The 14,492-nt window shown below is 62.1% G+C and carries 14 protein-coding genes; 5 read left to right on the top strand and 9 right to left on the bottom strand.

Annotation, left to right across the window (positions count from 1 at the left end; all coding sequences use genetic code 11):
* Window positions 1–43 precede the first annotated feature (43 nt).
* Both AC1DYF_RS29510 and AC1DYF_RS29505 read left to right on the top strand, forming a co-directional pair.
* The gene (locus AC1DYF_RS29510; protein WP_477881053.1) at window positions 44–1,597 is read left to right on the top strand and encodes a phytoene desaturase family protein; all 1,554 of its coding nucleotides are present in this window, start codon (window positions 44–46) and stop codon (window positions 1,595–1,597) included.
* Between the two features lie 39 nt (window positions 1,598–1,636).
* Window positions 1,637–1,855, top strand: a complete 219-nt coding sequence (locus AC1DYF_RS29505; RefSeq protein WP_477881051.1) for a hypothetical protein — start codon at window positions 1,637–1,639, stop codon at window positions 1,853–1,855.
* Here AC1DYF_RS29505 and AC1DYF_RS29500 read toward each other — a convergent pair.
* Together AC1DYF_RS29500 and AC1DYF_RS29495 are read right to left on the bottom strand one after the other, a co-directional pair.
* Entirely contained in the window at window positions 1,850–2,632 is a 783-nt protein-coding gene (locus AC1DYF_RS29500) for an SDR family NAD(P)-dependent oxidoreductase (protein WP_477881050.1), read from the bottom strand. The genes AC1DYF_RS29505 and AC1DYF_RS29500 overlap by 6 nt on opposite strands.
* Complete coding sequence (locus AC1DYF_RS29495) at window positions 2,632–3,228, bottom strand: cupin domain-containing protein (RefSeq protein WP_477881048.1); 597 nt, start codon at window positions 3,226–3,228, stop codon at window positions 2,632–2,634. Before AC1DYF_RS29495 ends, AC1DYF_RS29500 begins: the two co-directional genes overlap by 1 nt.
* 182 nt (window positions 3,229–3,410) lie before the next feature.
* Between AC1DYF_RS29495 and AC1DYF_RS29490 the strand changes: the two genes are divergently transcribed.
* Window positions 3,411–4,019, top strand: coding sequence for an NAD(P)-dependent oxidoreductase (locus AC1DYF_RS29490; protein WP_477881046.1), 609 nt, complete (start codon window positions 3,411–3,413; stop codon window positions 4,017–4,019).
* A gap of 114 nt (window positions 4,020–4,133) precedes the next feature.
* Window positions 4,134–4,523: a DoxX family protein gene (locus AC1DYF_RS29485; RefSeq protein ID WP_477881044.1), complete on the top strand. Its 390-nt coding sequence runs from the start codon at window positions 4,134–4,136 to the stop codon at window positions 4,521–4,523.
* A gap of 27 nt (window positions 4,524–4,550) precedes the next feature.
* Here AC1DYF_RS29485 and AC1DYF_RS29480 read toward each other — a convergent pair whose 3' ends face one another.
* Genes AC1DYF_RS29480 through AC1DYF_RS29450 form a run of 7 tightly spaced genes read right to left on the bottom strand, consistent with a single transcriptional unit; the run spans window position 4,551 to window position 13,388 of the window.
* Window positions 4,551–5,549, bottom strand: coding sequence for an FAD:protein FMN transferase (locus AC1DYF_RS29480; protein WP_477881043.1), 999 nt, complete (start codon window positions 5,547–5,549; stop codon window positions 4,551–4,553).
* Window positions 5,542–6,105 (bottom strand): nitrous oxide reductase accessory protein NosL, encoded by a 564-nt coding sequence (locus tag AC1DYF_RS29475; RefSeq protein WP_477881041.1) that lies wholly within the window; start codon window positions 6,103–6,105, stop codon window positions 5,542–5,544. Before AC1DYF_RS29475 ends, AC1DYF_RS29480 begins: the two co-directional genes overlap by 8 nt.
* Window positions 6,102–6,929: an ABC transporter permease gene (locus AC1DYF_RS29470; protein WP_477881039.1), complete on the bottom strand. Its 828-nt coding sequence runs from the start codon at window positions 6,927–6,929 to the stop codon at window positions 6,102–6,104. Before AC1DYF_RS29470 ends, AC1DYF_RS29475 begins: the two co-directional genes overlap by 4 nt.
* Window positions 6,926–7,846: an ABC transporter ATP-binding protein gene (locus AC1DYF_RS29465; protein WP_477881037.1), complete on the bottom strand. Its 921-nt coding sequence runs from the start codon at window positions 7,844–7,846 to the stop codon at window positions 6,926–6,928. Before AC1DYF_RS29465 ends, AC1DYF_RS29470 begins: the two co-directional genes overlap by 4 nt.
* Entirely contained in the window at window positions 7,843–9,213 is a 1,371-nt protein-coding gene (locus AC1DYF_RS29460; protein WP_477881035.1) for a nitrous oxide reductase family maturation protein NosD, read from the bottom strand. The genes AC1DYF_RS29465 and AC1DYF_RS29460 overlap by 4 nt, the downstream gene beginning before the upstream one ends.
* The gene (gene nosZ, locus AC1DYF_RS29455) at window positions 9,213–11,135 is read right to left on the bottom strand and encodes a TAT-dependent nitrous-oxide reductase (protein WP_477881034.1); all 1,923 of its coding nucleotides are present in this window, start codon (window positions 11,133–11,135) and stop codon (window positions 9,213–9,215) included. The genes AC1DYF_RS29460 and nosZ overlap by 1 nt, the downstream gene beginning before the upstream one ends.
* Window positions 11,136–11,180: 45 nt before the next feature.
* The gene (locus AC1DYF_RS29450; protein ID WP_477881032.1) at window positions 11,181–13,388 is read right to left on the bottom strand and encodes a 4Fe-4S binding protein; all 2,208 of its coding nucleotides are present in this window, start codon (window positions 13,386–13,388) and stop codon (window positions 11,181–11,183) included.
* Between the two features lie 192 nt (window positions 13,389–13,580).
* Between AC1DYF_RS29450 and AC1DYF_RS29445 the strand changes: the two genes are divergently transcribed.
* Entirely contained in the window at window positions 13,581–14,459 is an 879-nt protein-coding gene (locus AC1DYF_RS29445) for a ferritin-like domain-containing protein (protein ID WP_477881030.1), read from the top strand.
* Window positions 14,460–14,492 lie beyond the last annotated feature (33 nt).

Here is a 14,492-nt window from a genome sequence, read left to right as displayed (position 1 = left end):
GCGTGCCCCGAAACGACCGCATCGGCGCTTTGGGGAGGATCGMGTGGCCAATCGATATGACATCATTTCCGTCGGCGGCGGGCACAACGGCCTGACGGCTGCCGCCTATATGGCCAAGGCCGGCAAGAAGGTGCTGGTTCTCGAACGCAAGGGCCATCCCGGCGGCGGCGTCTCTACCCGCGAACTGACCCTGCCAGGCTTCTGGCATGACGAGCACTCCAATGTGCATATCATGCTGCAGGGCAATCCGATGATCACCGACGACGAGCTTGGCCTGTTCTCGAAATTCGGATTGAAATACCACTATTCGCCCTTGCCCTCGGCGACCGTCTTCGACGACGGCACCGCGGTGAAGCTCTACAAGGACCTGGACAAAACCTGCGAGGGCATCGCCGAATTCTCGCCGCGCGACGCCGAGGCCTATCGCCGCTTTGCCCAGAAGAGCATGGCCTTCCTGCCGATGTTCATGTCAGGGCTCTATTCGCCACCTTTCCCCATGGGCCCCTTCATGGCGATGATGGACCAGACGGATGAGGGCCGCGAAATCCTCGACTTCATGAGCCGGTCTTCCGTCGATCTTGCCGACCAGTTCTTCGAGAGCGAACGCCTGAAAGTGCATCTCGTGCGGCTGGTGACGGAAAACCTGCAGGCGCCCGACGATCTCGGCACCGGCATGGGCGTGTTCCTGATGCCCGGCATCATCCACAAATTCGGCGTCGCCCGTCCGGTCGGTGGCTCCGGTGAACTCACCAAGGCGATGATCAAATCGATCGAGCATTTCGGCGGCGAAGTGCGCTGCAATTCCGAAGTGCGGCGCATCCTCACATCATCGGGCCGCATTACCGGCGTCGAATTGACCACCGGCGAGCGCTTCGAAGCCAAGGACGCGGTAATCGCCGGCATCCACCCAAAGGTGCTGGGCAAATTCGTCGATGGCATTCCGCCGCGCGTGGACGAGCGCGCCCAACGCATCACCCAGTCGCATTTCTCCATCATGCTCAGCCACTATGCGCTGAAGAAGCAGGCGACGCTGAAAGCTGGCGGCGATCTCGACCAGGCTGTCATGACCGAACTCCTGACCTCGGACCGCATGAACGATATGCGCACCTCCTTCGACCAGCTCAAGCAGGGCAAGATCCCGGCCGTGCCGCTTTGCGCCGGCTCGGATATCGCGGTCGGCGATCCCAGCCGCGCGCCGGCCGGCTCCGGCACATTCTACGGCGTCACTTTCGCGCCCTATGATCTCGAGGGCAACCCAGCGCTCTGGGACGAGCGCAAGGAAGAGGTCGCCGACAAGAGTCTCGCTTATTACCGCAAATTCTTCGATGGCATGGACAGCGACAATATCCTGGCGCGCGTGGTCAAGAGCCCGCTCGACATGGAGCGCGACAGCCCCAATTCCTTCCTGCGCGGCGATATCCATGGCTGCGCGCCCTATATGTACCAGACAGTCGGCCACCGGCCGACGCCGGATTACGGCCAATATGCCGTGCCGGGGGTCGAAGGTCTCTACCTTGTCGGCCCGTTCATGCATCCAGGCGGCGGCGTGTTCGGCGCCGGCCGCGGCACCGCCATCCGGATGATGGATGATGGATGATATGAATATCGACTACGACAAGGTCATGGGGGCACGCCTATGAAGTTTCTCGACGCGCAGAACAAGGAACTGATGGCCGTCCGCAAAGTGTCGATCGAGGACGGCGAACTGGTGATCCGCGGCAAGATTTTTGGCGCCATGCCGATGGTGGCGAAGCTGACGCCGGAGGAGGCACGCGCCGGCCTCAAGCTTCTTGGACCGAAAATGTTCTTTCAGCTCATCCCCTTCATCTTCCGCCGCTCGCCGAAGAAATCATGATCCGTCGGAGATCAGGGTTCCGCCATCCACGACCAGCGTCTCGCCGGTGATGAAGGCGCCGGCGTCACTGGCCAGCATGAGCGCAACGCCGGCGATTTCATGCGGCTCGCCGACACGCCGGAGCGGCGTCATCGACAGCCGCCGTACCATGAAACTCGAATTGGCCATCAGTTCGCGCGCCAGCGGCGTGCGGATCAGACCTGGGGCGATGGCATTGGCACGGATATTGAGCGGTCCCCATTCGACCGCGAGATTGCGCGCCAGCTGCGCCAGCGCTGCCTTCGACAGCCCGTAGAGGCCGATCGCCTTATTGCCGCGCAGTGCCGCAATGCTGGCCATCAAGATGATGCTGCCGCCGCCGCGGCGTGCCATGGCCGGGGCGAAAGCCGATGTCAGCGCATGGGCACTGGCGAGATTGACGGTCATCACGCGATGCCATTCGGCCTCGGTCACGTCGCTGATCGGGCCGGCCGGTCCCTGCATGCCGGCATTCAGGACCAGCACATCGGGCACATCGCCCTCATTGACCATATCGAGCGCCGCAGAGCGCAGTGCTGGAATATCGCCGAGATCCAGTCCAAAAGTCCTGATGGCGGTACCCCGGACTCGGATCGATGACGCCGCGGCCTCGGCATGCGCAAACGTCTGGTCGGTCAGGATCAGCTCAGCGCCGGCACCGGCGAAGAGGTCGGCGATCGCCTGTCCGAGCCCTCCACCGGCGCCGGTGATCAGGGCCGTCTTTCCGTGAAGGCCGAAAAGTTCGTTTGGATCCGGCATCAGCGCCCCTCCAGGCTGGCAGCAATTTCGGGCGCATAGGCCCCGTCGATCAGCACGAACAGCATCCGGCAGACCCTGTCCGATCGATTGGCCCACGCATGATTGGTTCCGCGTTGGACGACGACCGAGCCGATGCCGAGCGTCACCTCCTCCGCATCCAGAACCAAAACCAGTTCGCCCGACAGAACGATGCCGTAGTCGATCGATTGCGTGCGGTGCATGAGCGGATGCGGCGATCCGGCCCTGACCGTCGAAGCACTCGCCTCGCCGATAGAGGCAAAGGCCGCCTGCATTCGGGCGGCGCCGTTTTTCAAAAAATCCTCGGTGTCTGGCGGAATATCGACGATGCGGATACGGGTGCCATGCCGTGGCGGCGGCAACATGAGCCCGGCGAGCGTCGGATCATCGCCATTGCCGACCGGCGCCGGCATGCCTTCCGTCGACCATATTTCGTGAAAGACCGTGCCCGGAATCGCCTCCAGCCTTTGCACCAGGGACAGCGGACCATTCGAGGCAATGCAGGAAGCGCCGTCCGGGCGATGACCGGTGACGATCCGGCGGATGTCGGGGAGTGCCGGCTCTGAATCGACTTGCATAGCGCCTCGTCAGTGAAAGATGGATCCGCCACAAGCTAGGCGCCCAAGCGAAGGTGCAGAAATCGATTTTTCGGATCGGCGGTATCGCTTTTACGAATTCGCATTTCCCGCCGTTCTGGTTTATTGGTTGGTCAACCAAGCAATAATGCCGCTTGCGATCTACCGATGAGGAGGAGGTTTGCATGAAAGTCGCCCTGATCGGCGCCACCGGCAAAGCCGGCTCGCGTGTTCTGACCGAATTGGTCGCATGCGGCCACACGGTCACCGCGGTCGTGCGCAACGCCGGTCGCGTTCCACAATCGGCTGGCGTCACCGCCAAGGGCATCGACGGCAGCCGGGAACAGATTGCCGATGCCGTCCGTGGCCATGATGCCGTCATCAGTTCGGTCCGATTTCTCGATCTGCCGCCGGATATCCTGTTGCCGGCGATCCTCGATTCCGGCGTCAGACGCTACCTCGTCGTTGGCGGGGCCGGCAGCCTCATCCACCCAGACGGTATCGAGGAAACCGACCAGCCTGGCTTCCCAGAAGCTGCCCGGCCGAATTCGCTGAAGGGAAAAGACCTGCTCGAAGGCTTGAGAAAGACCGACAACCTCGACTGGACCTTCATCTCGCCGCCGCGCTTTTTCACCGCCGGCGAGCGGACCGGAACGTTCCGCCAAGGCAAGGACCACATGCTGATGGTGGCCGGAGCGCCAACCAGTCTGTCTTTCGAAGACATGGCTGTCGCCATCGTGGATGAGCTCGAACACGGGCAGCATCTGCGTGAACGCATTACGGTGGGATACTGAAACGCTCGGCGAGCAACGTCAGCCCACAGAGATCAATAGCGGATTTTGAGCATCGACTTTGTCAACCCCCCGGGCGACCGAAACATCGCCCGGAATACCAACCAGGAGACCTCCATGCTTCTTTTCGACCGGCTCAGCGTATATTGGCCCTACGCCCTGACAGCCCTCCGCCTCATGACCGGACTTCTTTACCTCGAGCATGGCACCCAAAAGCTGTTCGGCTTTCCGGTGGGTGGCCAGGGCGGACCGCTTCCAACCTTGTTTCTTGTCCAGGGTGTACTCGAAGCCGTTGGCGGTCTCTTGATCGCACTTGGGCTTCTCACCCGCCCCGCCGCCTTCCTCCTGTCGGGCAATATGGCAGTCGCCTATTTCATGGTTCATAATCCGCAGAACTTCTTCCCCGCCAACAACGGCGGCGATGCCGCTATCCTGTTCTGCTTCACCTTCCTTTTTCTTTTCATCGCCGGCCCCGGCGCCTTGGCCATCGACAATAGGAAGAGCTGACGACAGTTATGGGCGACATGGCGGGCGTCAGGCACGTGCCGTCAAGCGCCTGTGAACACCGCTGGCATTGACGAAGTCGGCCGTGAGAGCGGGAGAGGCATCGACCACGGACGCGATCGCATCTTCGTCCATCAAGGTGAACGCAGTCGACATCGCGTCGGCTGTCGTCGCATCGTCGGCCACGACGCTCATCCGCCTGTAGAGCGTCGGTGCGCTGCCGTCACGCGGATCGAGGATGTGACCGAACCGCCCCGCGTCGTCAAAATGAAAACCCTCGGCGCTGGACGTGGCGACTGCCCGGTCAACAATGTCGAGAATCTGGTCGGGGTGAGCATCGTCTTCATGTTCCGCGAGGCCGACCCTCCACGGGCTGCCATCCGCCTTGGCGCCGATGGCGCGGTCCTCGCCCATATCCACAAGGCTGCTCGTCACCCCGGCGTCGCGCAAGAGATCGACGATCCGGTCGGTTATGAAGCCTTGGGCGACGCCGTTAAGCGTCAACGCCGCTCCCTTAGGGAGGACGACACGGTCATTGTCGAACGCCACGGCGTCGAAACCGACGCGCGTCAGCACTCGGCCTATTTCCGATGCGAGCGGTCCGGAAGGATCAGGGTTCGGGGCGGTGAAATGATCCCGGTAAAGGGTCCAGAGCGGTTGGACGGTCGGGTCGAACGCGCCGGCGCTTTCGTTCCAGAAGCGGCGGCAAGAACGAAGCAGCGAGACCATTTCCGGCGTAGGGGCGACCAGAACACCGGCCTTGTTGAGGATGGAAATGGCCGAATCTTCTCGATAGAGGCTGAAGATCGCCTCCAGGCGTGATACTTCGGCGGTGACACGCTCGATCAGCCGGTTGCCCGCTACTCTGTCGACGTGGTTCAAGACCAACGTCGCCGGCGCGCCAAGCGCCTGCCCGGCCCATGTGACCGGTGCCGGAGCCGTCGCCGCCCGTGCGCGGGACAACAAGGGCAAGCCGGCCATTGCCGCGAAGATCATGATCGCCCGGCGGCGGCTAAAGTTTCTAGCCATTGTTCTGTCCCTTCACCTCTGGTGCGGCCGGGTTATCTTCCTTGGGAGTATCCGCGCCGGAGCCGAGGACATAGTCATGCGGCACCTGGTCGAAGGTGACGACCCGCCCGCCATTCTTGAGCGCGAACTTGGCCGCGGCATCGCGGATCGAGAACGGCACCGTCTCTTCGTTGCCCATGCTGCCGCGCATCGTGCTGCCGATGACGTAGAACGCCTTTCTCGCATCCACCCAGTTTGTCGTGCCCGGCTTTTCCCAGCTCGGCGCTTTGGCCATGTCCGAGACATAGATGGCGACGTAATCCTTCGGTTCCTCCGGCAGCATGGTGAACGCCAAAGTGTCCCGCGCCGACGAAAACCAGATGGGTTCCCCGACTTTCGCATCGAGGATGACCTGCCCCTTCGGTCCGGCATGTTCGAGCACGTTCATCCCGCAATATCGGCCGACGGCATCGGCCGTCAGGGCGAAGGGCGGCGGGGGCGTGGCTTTCCCTTCATTGTCGCAACCGGCAACCAGCAGCGCCGACAGGAACGGCGCCAGCATCCAGAAATATTTCATAGCTCTCTCCTTGAGAAGGTCGCGGCGGCGAGCGCGAGCGGAAGAACCGTCCACAGGCAGAGCGCAGCGATGAGAACCGTGGCTGTAAGCCCGGTATGTTCGGCGATGCCGCCCATGCCCGAAAGCGCACTCGCCCCGCCGGACCCGAGGTTCAGCAAGCGATAGGCATCGGCGGGATTGAGAAGCAGAAGCGCGTCGAGAAGCCCTGCCGGAAGCGCATGACCTCCCGCAGCAACCAGCGCGCCCAGGAGCGCCATGTCGTAGATCAGGACGAAGACCAGCCATATGCCGATGGCAATGCCGCCCGCCGTGCTGCGTTCACGGACGAGCGTGCTGACGAGGTAGCCAACCGCCAGGAAGACCGCACCCAGCAGCACGGACGAGCCAAGCATGGACAGGAACGATGTCCAACTGCCGGTATCGATATCCGCACCCATCGCGACCAGCGCAATTGCGGCAGCGCCGTAACCGAAAAGCGTCGCAAACCCCAGGATAGCGACATGGCCGAGGAATTTTCCAAAGATGACCTGGTTCCTGCCGACCGGATAACTCAGGAGCAGCAGCATGGTGCCCCGCTCCATCTCGCCGACGATCGCGTCATGCGACAGGAGCAGCGCGATCAGCGGCACGAGGAAGATCGTCAGGCTCGACAGGCTGACAATGACGACGTCGAGCGGGTCGGCGCCGACATTTCCCGTCGGCGCGCTTCCGAGAAAGGTGAGCGTCAGCGCGAGCGCCGCGAGAAGCAGCGTTGTCGAGACGACCCAGCGATTGCGCAGACCCTCGCGAATCTCCTTGCGGGCAACGATGAGGATGTTGATCATTGGGCGGCCTTCCTTGCGTTCAGAAAATGCGCGTAGAGGTCGTCCAATGTCGGCTCCATCACGTGAAGGGCGGCGATATCGGCGGGGTTGGCGGTGACCTCTTTCAGAAGCGCGATCTTGTCTTCCATCGCCACCTCGGTCTCGATCGAGTGGGCGCCCGTGGCGGTCCAGGCAACGCCGCCAAACTCCCGTTTCCTGGCGGCACCGCAGCCTGCCAATGTCAGGCTGATGCGGGTCGGCAGGCGGGCAAGGCCCCGCAGGCTATCCAATGTGCCGTCGGCAATCTTGACGCCCTCGTTGATGATCACAACACGGTCGGCGCGGTCCTCGAGCTCCGACAAAGCGTGCGAGGAGAGCAGGATCGTGGCCCCGGTCGAGCGGAGTTCCGCCAAAACGTCGTAGACCCTGTGCCGCAGCGCAGGATCAAGGCCGCTCGTCGGCTCGTCCAGAAGCAGGATGCGCGGTTGGCCGAGCAGTGCCTGCGCGAGGCCCAATCGCTGTCGCATGCCCTTCGAATAGGTCCGCACGGGGCGGTCGGCCGCCTCAGGCGCAAGCCCGACACGGTCAAGAAGTTCCGGCGCGTAGGCCATGTCGACCCGCTTGAGCCGAGCGTAGAATGCCAGCGTCTCGCGCCCGGTCAACGCCATATGGAAGGCCACGCTTTCGGGCAGATAACCGAGCCGCTGGCGCACCGCGAAATCGCCTCTCGCGGGGTCTTCTCCGAGCACCTCGACGCTGCCGGAGGACGGACGGATAAGCCCGAGCAGCATTTTGATGATCGTGGTCTTGCCCGCGCCGTTATGGCCGACAAGGGCCACCGTTTCGCCCTCGTTGAGCGTGAAGGAGACATCCTTCACCGCGTCCACATTTCCATAGCGCTTCGCCACGCCGGACAAGACGACCGTGGGTTTCGTCATTGCTGTTTCTCCTGGATTTCCGGAGGTGTCATCAAGGGGTGGCTGTCGGTCACGCCGCCGGGAAGGATGGCCGGGAACTGCGCCTGCGCCCACCGGATGACCTGGACCGCGGGACTGGTGGTCAGCACCTTGGCCTGCGGCGACGTCCACAGCACCTTGTCCACCAGATCGTTCGGGCGATAGGGGTTGTCGCCGATGCCGTCGCCGTCCAGATCGAAGGTCTGGTCGTCGCTCCAGTAGTTACCCCTGCCCTTGTCGGACCAGTCGACATAGCGCGTGCCGGCATATTTGACCTGGGTTCGGTTGTTGATGAAGGCGTTGCCGCTGATGACATTGCCTTCCGAACCGGCCGTGAAGTGGATACCGATGGCGCAGCCGTTGAATTCGTTGCCGACGATGCGGTTCTTGTTGGCATTGTAGATGAAGACGCATTTTTCCGGGCCGGGGCGGAAACCCGATTGGTCCCCCTCTTTCTGCGTCGAGGTGTTGTCGGTCACCATATCCGGCGAGGCGCGGTTGCCGGCCATCGCCCAGCGGCTTTCGGGCTGCAGGTGTCCCCGAATTCTATTGCCGGTCACGAGCGAGTTGTTGGCGAAATTCAGCAGCAGTCCATGATCGCGGTCGCCGTCCGACAGATTGCCGACGATCTTGAGATGGTTGGAGAACATGATCGCGTAGCCGACCAGGTTGCCGATCGACACGTTGCCGCGGATCTCGCTGTCGTTGGTGTACATGTAATGAATGGCGAAGCGGACATTGGTGAACCGGTTGCCGCTGAAGACATTGTGCTTACTGGCATTGGTGGCGACGCCGTCGCGGCCGAAGCTGATGTCGTTGTCGACGACCTCGGCTCCTGGAGCGTTCCATACGGCCACGCCGTTACCCGACTCGCTCAGGCGAGCCGTCTTCAAACCGACGATCTTGTTGTGGCGGGTAAACGACTTCGCCGCCCCGTGGATATAAATGCCGTAAAGATTGCCGGTGACGGTATTGTCCTCGATGACCGCGCCTGTCGCAGCCTGCGTCGCAAACACGCCGGAATCCATAGTTTCGAGGTCCATGCCCGAACCGCTGATGTCGAGGCCGCGAAGGGTGACGCCGGCTGCGTCAATGGTGATCACGGTGCCGGTATTGTCGCCCACGATTGCAGCGCCGGGGTCGCCCTCGATGGTCAGAGCCTTTTTGATGACGATCCGGCCCCAATACTTGCCCGGCCTGAGCAGGATGCGGTCGCCAGCGGCCGCCTGTTCGACAACGGCCGACAGCGCCAGCCGATCCGACGGCGTGACGATCCGGTCCGCGGCTCCGGCGGACGAGGTGACGGCGGCCCAGAGGGCCACCATCGTTATGATTGCCGCGCGCGCCATCACGCCGACTGCGGCTCGACCAGCATCCGGCCCTTCATCTCCATGTGCATGGCATGGCAGAACCAGCTGCAATAGTACCAGTAGACGCCCGGCTTGCTCGCCTTGAAGGTCACCGAAGCCGTGGCCTGCGGCGCGACCTCCATGTTGATGCCGTAGTTGATGATGGCAAAGCCGTGAGTCAGGTCTTCGACTTCGTCGATATTGGTGACGTAGACGGTAACCTCGTCGCCTTCCTTGACCTTGAAGGACTCGAGGCCAAACGCGGGAGCCGACGACGTCATGTAGACGCGGACCTTGTCGCCGTCGCGGATGACGTCCGAATCCGTCGTCAGATCGATCTTGTCCTTCTTGGCCTGTTCGACCGCGTCGGCGAACATCGGGTCGTCGCGCTTCCAGATGCTGATCGGGTTGATCTTCGAGGCATGCACGATCGTGGCGTCATGCGGCTCGGCGAAGGACGGGCTGTCGTGCACGAGCACCATCTCATCGCCCGATATGTCGATCAGCTGGTCGTTCTCCGGCTTGAGCGGGCCGACATTGAGGTAGCGGTCCTTGGAGAACTTGTTGAGCGACAGCAGCCACTTGCCGTCGGCTTCCTTGGTCTGGCCCATCGAGCTGTGATTGTGGCCCGGCTGATAGCTGACGTCGAGCTTCTGGCGGATCGGATCGACCTTTTCGCCGTTGAAAGCGCGGATCGCGTCCTCGATGTTCCACTTGCAGATCTGGCTATCGAGGAAGAGCGTCGTATAGGCATTGCCCCGGCCGTCGAAAGCGGTGTGCAGCGGTCCGAGACCCAGTTGCGGCTCGGCCACGACCGTGTCGCGCGGCTTGATCTTGTCGTCGAACAGGTCGTCGAACTTGCGCAGGTCGAATACCGTGACGGTCGGCGACAGCTTGCCCGCCGCCATGGCATGAATGCCATCCGGCGCGGTGTTCATGCCATGCGGACCGTTCGATACCGGGATATAGCGGGTGTAGCGCGAGCCGTGACGTCCGTCGATGACGGGCACGCCGTTCATCTCCTTGAAGTCGCCCTTCTTGACCGCTTCCTCGATCCGCTTGATGTTGAAGACCACGACCCAGTCCTGGTCCTTGGCCGTCATCTCCGCCAGATTGACGCCGTTCTCGGAATTGTAGCAGGTGGCGTAGCAGTATTTGCCCTGGTAGTCGGCGTCGACATTGTCGAGATTTCCGTCGACCATGACCTGCCAGGCGATCTTCATCGTATCGCCGTCGATGGCGCTGAAGATCGCCCGGTACTGCTTGGGATCGTCCAGCACCTTGCCGTCGTTCGGCAGCGGCACGCCGTCTTCGCCGTTGGCAAACACATAGCCGGTCCGCGGATATTTCTGCACGCGCAGACCGTGCACGGTGTGCTGGTTGGGCAGTTCGATGATCTTGTCGCATTTCATCACGTCGAGACGAATGCGGGCGACGCGCGTATTGGCCTTGTCGTTGGCGAACAGATAGCGGCCGTCATAGGTGCCGTCGGTGAACGACGGATGCGGGTGGTGAAGGTCGCCGTTGTGATAGACGCCGCCGCGATCTTTGAGGAGTTCGACCGTGCGGGGCAGAAGGCCTTCGGTCAGGACCTTCCGGCTTTCATTGGTCAGGCCCCAGCCCGTGGCGCTGCACCGGTTGAAGACCGGAACGCGCATGAGTTCCCGCATGGACGGGAGACCGACGATACGCAACTCGCCTGACTGGCCGCTCGAGAAGAAGGTGTAATACTGGTCCAGTTCGCCCGGCTTGACTTCGGCGCTCTGCCCGGAGCGGGTCGCCGCCTTGACGGGTGTCGCGAAGCCGCCCGAAAACGTCAGCGCACCGCCTGCGGTCGCGACTCCAGCGGCGGCTGCGGCTGCGGTCGTGCCGAGCAGCTGCCGTCTGTTCAGTTTTGGTTGTTCTTTCTCTTCGTTTGACATGCCTGCTTCCTTCATTTTGGCCCGGACCCGATGTCCGGCGCCGATTTAAGAGCGGGTGATCGGTTCGCCGTTATGCGTGATCACGGTTGGTGGCGTCGGCTTTTCGCCGCGCGATTCCGGGGTCGACAACGCCTTGAATTTCTCGCGTTTCAGCCGGACCTGGATCATGTGCGGGCAGCGCTGGTCGTCGTGATAGAGTTCCTGGCAATGCATGCAGTAGATGCACTCGTTGACATTGATCTGCCCCTCGGGATGGATCGCCTGGACAGGGCATTCCTTCGAGCAGCGCTGGCAGGGCGAGCCGCAATCGGGATAGCGCTTCAGCCATTCGAACATGCGGATGCGGCCGGGAATGGCGAGTGCGGCGCCGAGAGGGCAGAGATAGCGGCAGTAGAATCTCTCGATGAACAGGCTGGCGATCAGGAGGGCGACGGCGAATATGACGAACGGCCAGTCGCGGACGAATTTCAGCACGATCGCGGTCTTGAACGGCTCCACCTCGGACAGCATCTCGGCATAGGACATCGAGTAGAACGACATGCCGAACAGGCCGAGGAAGATGATGTACTTGATCGGCCACAGCCGCTCGTGCAGGCCCCAGGGCAGCTTGACCTGAGGCACTTTCAGGCGCTGGGCCAGCTTGCCGAGAAGCTCCTGCAGCGCGCCGAACGGGCAAAGCCAGCCGCAGAAAGGCCCACGTCCCCAGAACAACAGGCCTGCCGCGACCGCCGCCCAAAGGATGAAGATCAGAGGAGCAGCGAGAAAGAATTCCCAGCTGAAATTGGTGACCAGCGCGTTGGTGAATGTCAGGACATTGACGACCGAAAGCTGGGCGCCAGCATACCAGCCAAGCCAGACCAAGGTGAACACCAAGTAGCCGTTGCGCACCCAGGCGAACAGCCGCGGCCGCTTGACCAGCCAGTCCTGGAAGAAGAAGATTGCGGTGAGGATCAAGAGCGCAATGGCGGTGATGGCGACGGATACGCGATCCATGTTCCAGATGCGCATCCACAGCGGCTGCTCATCCGGCATGGCATCGGTGGCCGCAGGCTTTACGACCGGAACCGCAGGCGCAGGCGCCTTCGTCACCGTATAATAGGCTGCCGGAAGCGTATATCCGAGGTCGAACGGGATGAATTGCTTGTCGCGCGCGCCGACGCTCCGCTGCACGAGCAGCTGCAATTCCCACGGCTCGGTGACGTCGAGCGAAAACTCGGCCGGCACGACGAACAGGTCGACATCCCGCAATTGGGGGGCATCCGCAGGCGCGAGCCCTGCGAGTCTCGTGTGATTGCGATCGCGGAAGCGCACGCCCTGATCGTTCTGCAGGAGCTCGATGCGATCGAAAATTCCGCCGCGGACATAGGCCGAGCCTTTGAACGAATAGGCTCCGTCGCCGGCGACGAGGATGGCCGACTGGCCGGACTTGAGGTTTGTCATCAGCCGCCGATAGGCGTCTTCGCCGAGAAGCGTCTTGCCGATCGCGGGAACGCTGACGGGCGCGACATAGAGGTCGATGAAATGGTCGTTGGGATTTGCCGTTTCCGGGCGCGTGGCTGCGTCGGGGTGCTTCGCGTCCTGRAAGGCTTTCGAGACTTCGCCGACGGTCAAATGCAGGCTGCGGATCGAACCATCGCCCAGCAAAGTCTGCCAGTCGGTCACCTTGTCCTTGGACAGATCCAGTTTCCGCACATCCGGCGAGGCCACGGCCGTCACCGCACCGCTTTCGTTCAGCCGGCCGCTCCGGATCAGCGACACCGCAGACCGGACGATGCTGTCGCTCATGACAAGCACCGTCACGGTGGCGCCGCTGACGATGTCGACCTGCGGCGGATGCTCGGTGCCCGCCGCGACGCCTGCAAGGTTCTTGCCGACGATCGAGTTCACCGCGGCCACCACCTTGGCCTGGGGTATGCCGACCAGCACGATCGGCTCGTGATGATCGATGAGCTTGAAGCCGCGAACGACACCCGTTGGATCGATGCCGATGGCGATATGGATGGGCTTGCCAGAATAGCCGATCGAGTTGGTGAAGTCGGAATTGAGATAGGCGTAGCCGACCAGTTGCTGGCCGCGATAGACCGGCGCAATGGGCGGTTCGCCGCGGACATCGCCGAACCGATCGGCGCCCTGAAACAGTTCTGCCGGCTGAACCTTGCCGAGATAGGCGGGCAGTTGGCCCGCCGCGAACGCCGATGATAACATCAAGAGGGAAACACAGACCGCGGCGAGCAGGATGCCCGCGACCCTCATGGCCCAAGTTTTTCCCGAATTCCGCATTGACCTGCATTTCTCCCGATTTCGACCCGCTGTCGGGCTTGAAATTAGGCGACTTGCGCATTCGGTCTTTGTCCCAAGACAAATATTTCGACCGTAACTTCTGCGACACCTATGGACATGCCGCTCGCTGCGGCGCTGCCGAAGAATGTCAAAGGGAGAATTGCGATGTCGCCGACAAACCCCGATCCCTGGGAACTTGCGTCACTCGACCAATTGCTTGCCATCGCCCGCGCCATGGAGCGGGAGGCGATAGAAGGATATCAGGCGCTCAGCCGGCGCATGAGCGCGATGGGGCGGCCCGATCTCACCGCGGTATTCAATGCATTGGTCCTGGAGGAAACCGGACATCTGAGCAAGGTGGATGAATGGCGGCACGCGTCAGGCCGGGAGGAAATCGACATCGCGGCCACCGCTCCACATGACCTGTTCCAGGACGAAGGTGCGGCAACGGTGGCGCCGGAATTGATGTCCGCCTATCGCGCTTTTTCGACAGCCGTCCGCAATGAAGAACGCGCCTTTGCCTTTTGGACCTATGTCTCGGCCCATGCTCAATCCGATGCGATCAAGGACGCGGCCGAGCGAATGGCGAGGGAGGAATTGGGGCATGTCTCGACGCTCAGAAAAGAGCGCCGCAAGGCCTTTCACGCCGAAAGAGCCGGCAGTCCTGACACCAAGGTGACCCTGAACGCCCTCGAGCAAGAGCTTCGCCGTCAGATCAAGGCGATGGTGGCGACGATTTCGCCCAATGGGGCGACGATTCTGCGAGACCATCTGCGGGAGGCGCATGCAAGAGGTGAATCCATCGCCCTGCATCCGTTCAACATCAGGCCGCCCTACAAGATCGATCCCACAAGGATCATCGAAGCACTGCCACTGAGCGAATACCTGCTCGATTGGTATCTCGACATCGGCGACCGCGCCAAAAATGAAGAGGACGCCGGCCGCGGGCGCCTGTTCGCCGCTCAATTGGTCGCCTGTCTGAGGACGCTTCGCGGTTTAAGAGAAGCGGGTCGATTGCCGACACGGAATGAAATGAGCGGCTGACACCCAGCCGCTGCAACTACGCCGGTACAGACA

It is taken from the genome of Rhizobium sp. P2_G9 (genome assembly GCF_056403475.1).
This window is presented reverse-complemented; position numbering and strand designations above follow the sequence as displayed.

Coding starts and splice junctions, on each gene's coding strand:
- AC1DYF_RS29485 (WP_477881044.1), top strand. CDS start 4,134: ATGCTTCTTTTCGACCGGCTCAGCGTATATTGGCCCTACGCCCTGACA.
- AC1DYF_RS29470 (WP_477881039.1), bottom strand. CDS start 6,929: ATGATCAACATCCTCATCGTTGCCCGCAAGGAGATTCGCGAGGGTCTG.
- AC1DYF_RS29500 (WP_477881050.1), bottom strand. CDS start 2,632: ATGCCGGATCCAAACGAACTTTTCGGCCTTCACGGAAAGACGGCCCTG.
- AC1DYF_RS29495 (WP_477881048.1), bottom strand. CDS start 3,228: ATGCAAGTCGATTCAGAGCCGGCACTCCCCGACATCCGCCGGATCGTC.
- AC1DYF_RS29475 (WP_477881041.1), bottom strand. CDS start 6,105: ATGAAATATTTCTGGATGCTGGCGCCGTTCCTGTCGGCGCTGCTGGTT.
- AC1DYF_RS29445 (WP_477881030.1), top strand. CDS start 13,581: ATGTCGCCGACAAACCCCGATCCCTGGGAACTTGCGTCACTCGACCAA.
- AC1DYF_RS29480 (WP_477881043.1), bottom strand. CDS start 5,549: ATGGCTAGAAACTTTAGCCGCCGCCGGGCGATCATGATCTTCGCGGCA.
- AC1DYF_RS29460 (WP_477881035.1), bottom strand. CDS start 9,213: ATGGCGCGCGCGGCAATCATAACGATGGTGGCCCTCTGGGCCGCCGTC.
- AC1DYF_RS29490 (WP_477881046.1), top strand. CDS start 3,411: ATGAAAGTCGCCCTGATCGGCGCCACCGGCAAAGCCGGCTCGCGTGTT.
- AC1DYF_RS29505 (WP_477881051.1), top strand. CDS start 1,637: ATGAAGTTTCTCGACGCGCAGAACAAGGAACTGATGGCCGTCCGCAAA.
- nosZ (WP_477881034.1), bottom strand. CDS start 11,135: ATGTCAAACGAAGAGAAAGAACAACCAAAACTGAACAGACGGCAGCTG.
- AC1DYF_RS29465 (WP_477881037.1), bottom strand. CDS start 7,846: ATGACGAAACCCACGGTCGTCTTGTCCGGCGTGGCGAAGCGCTATGGA.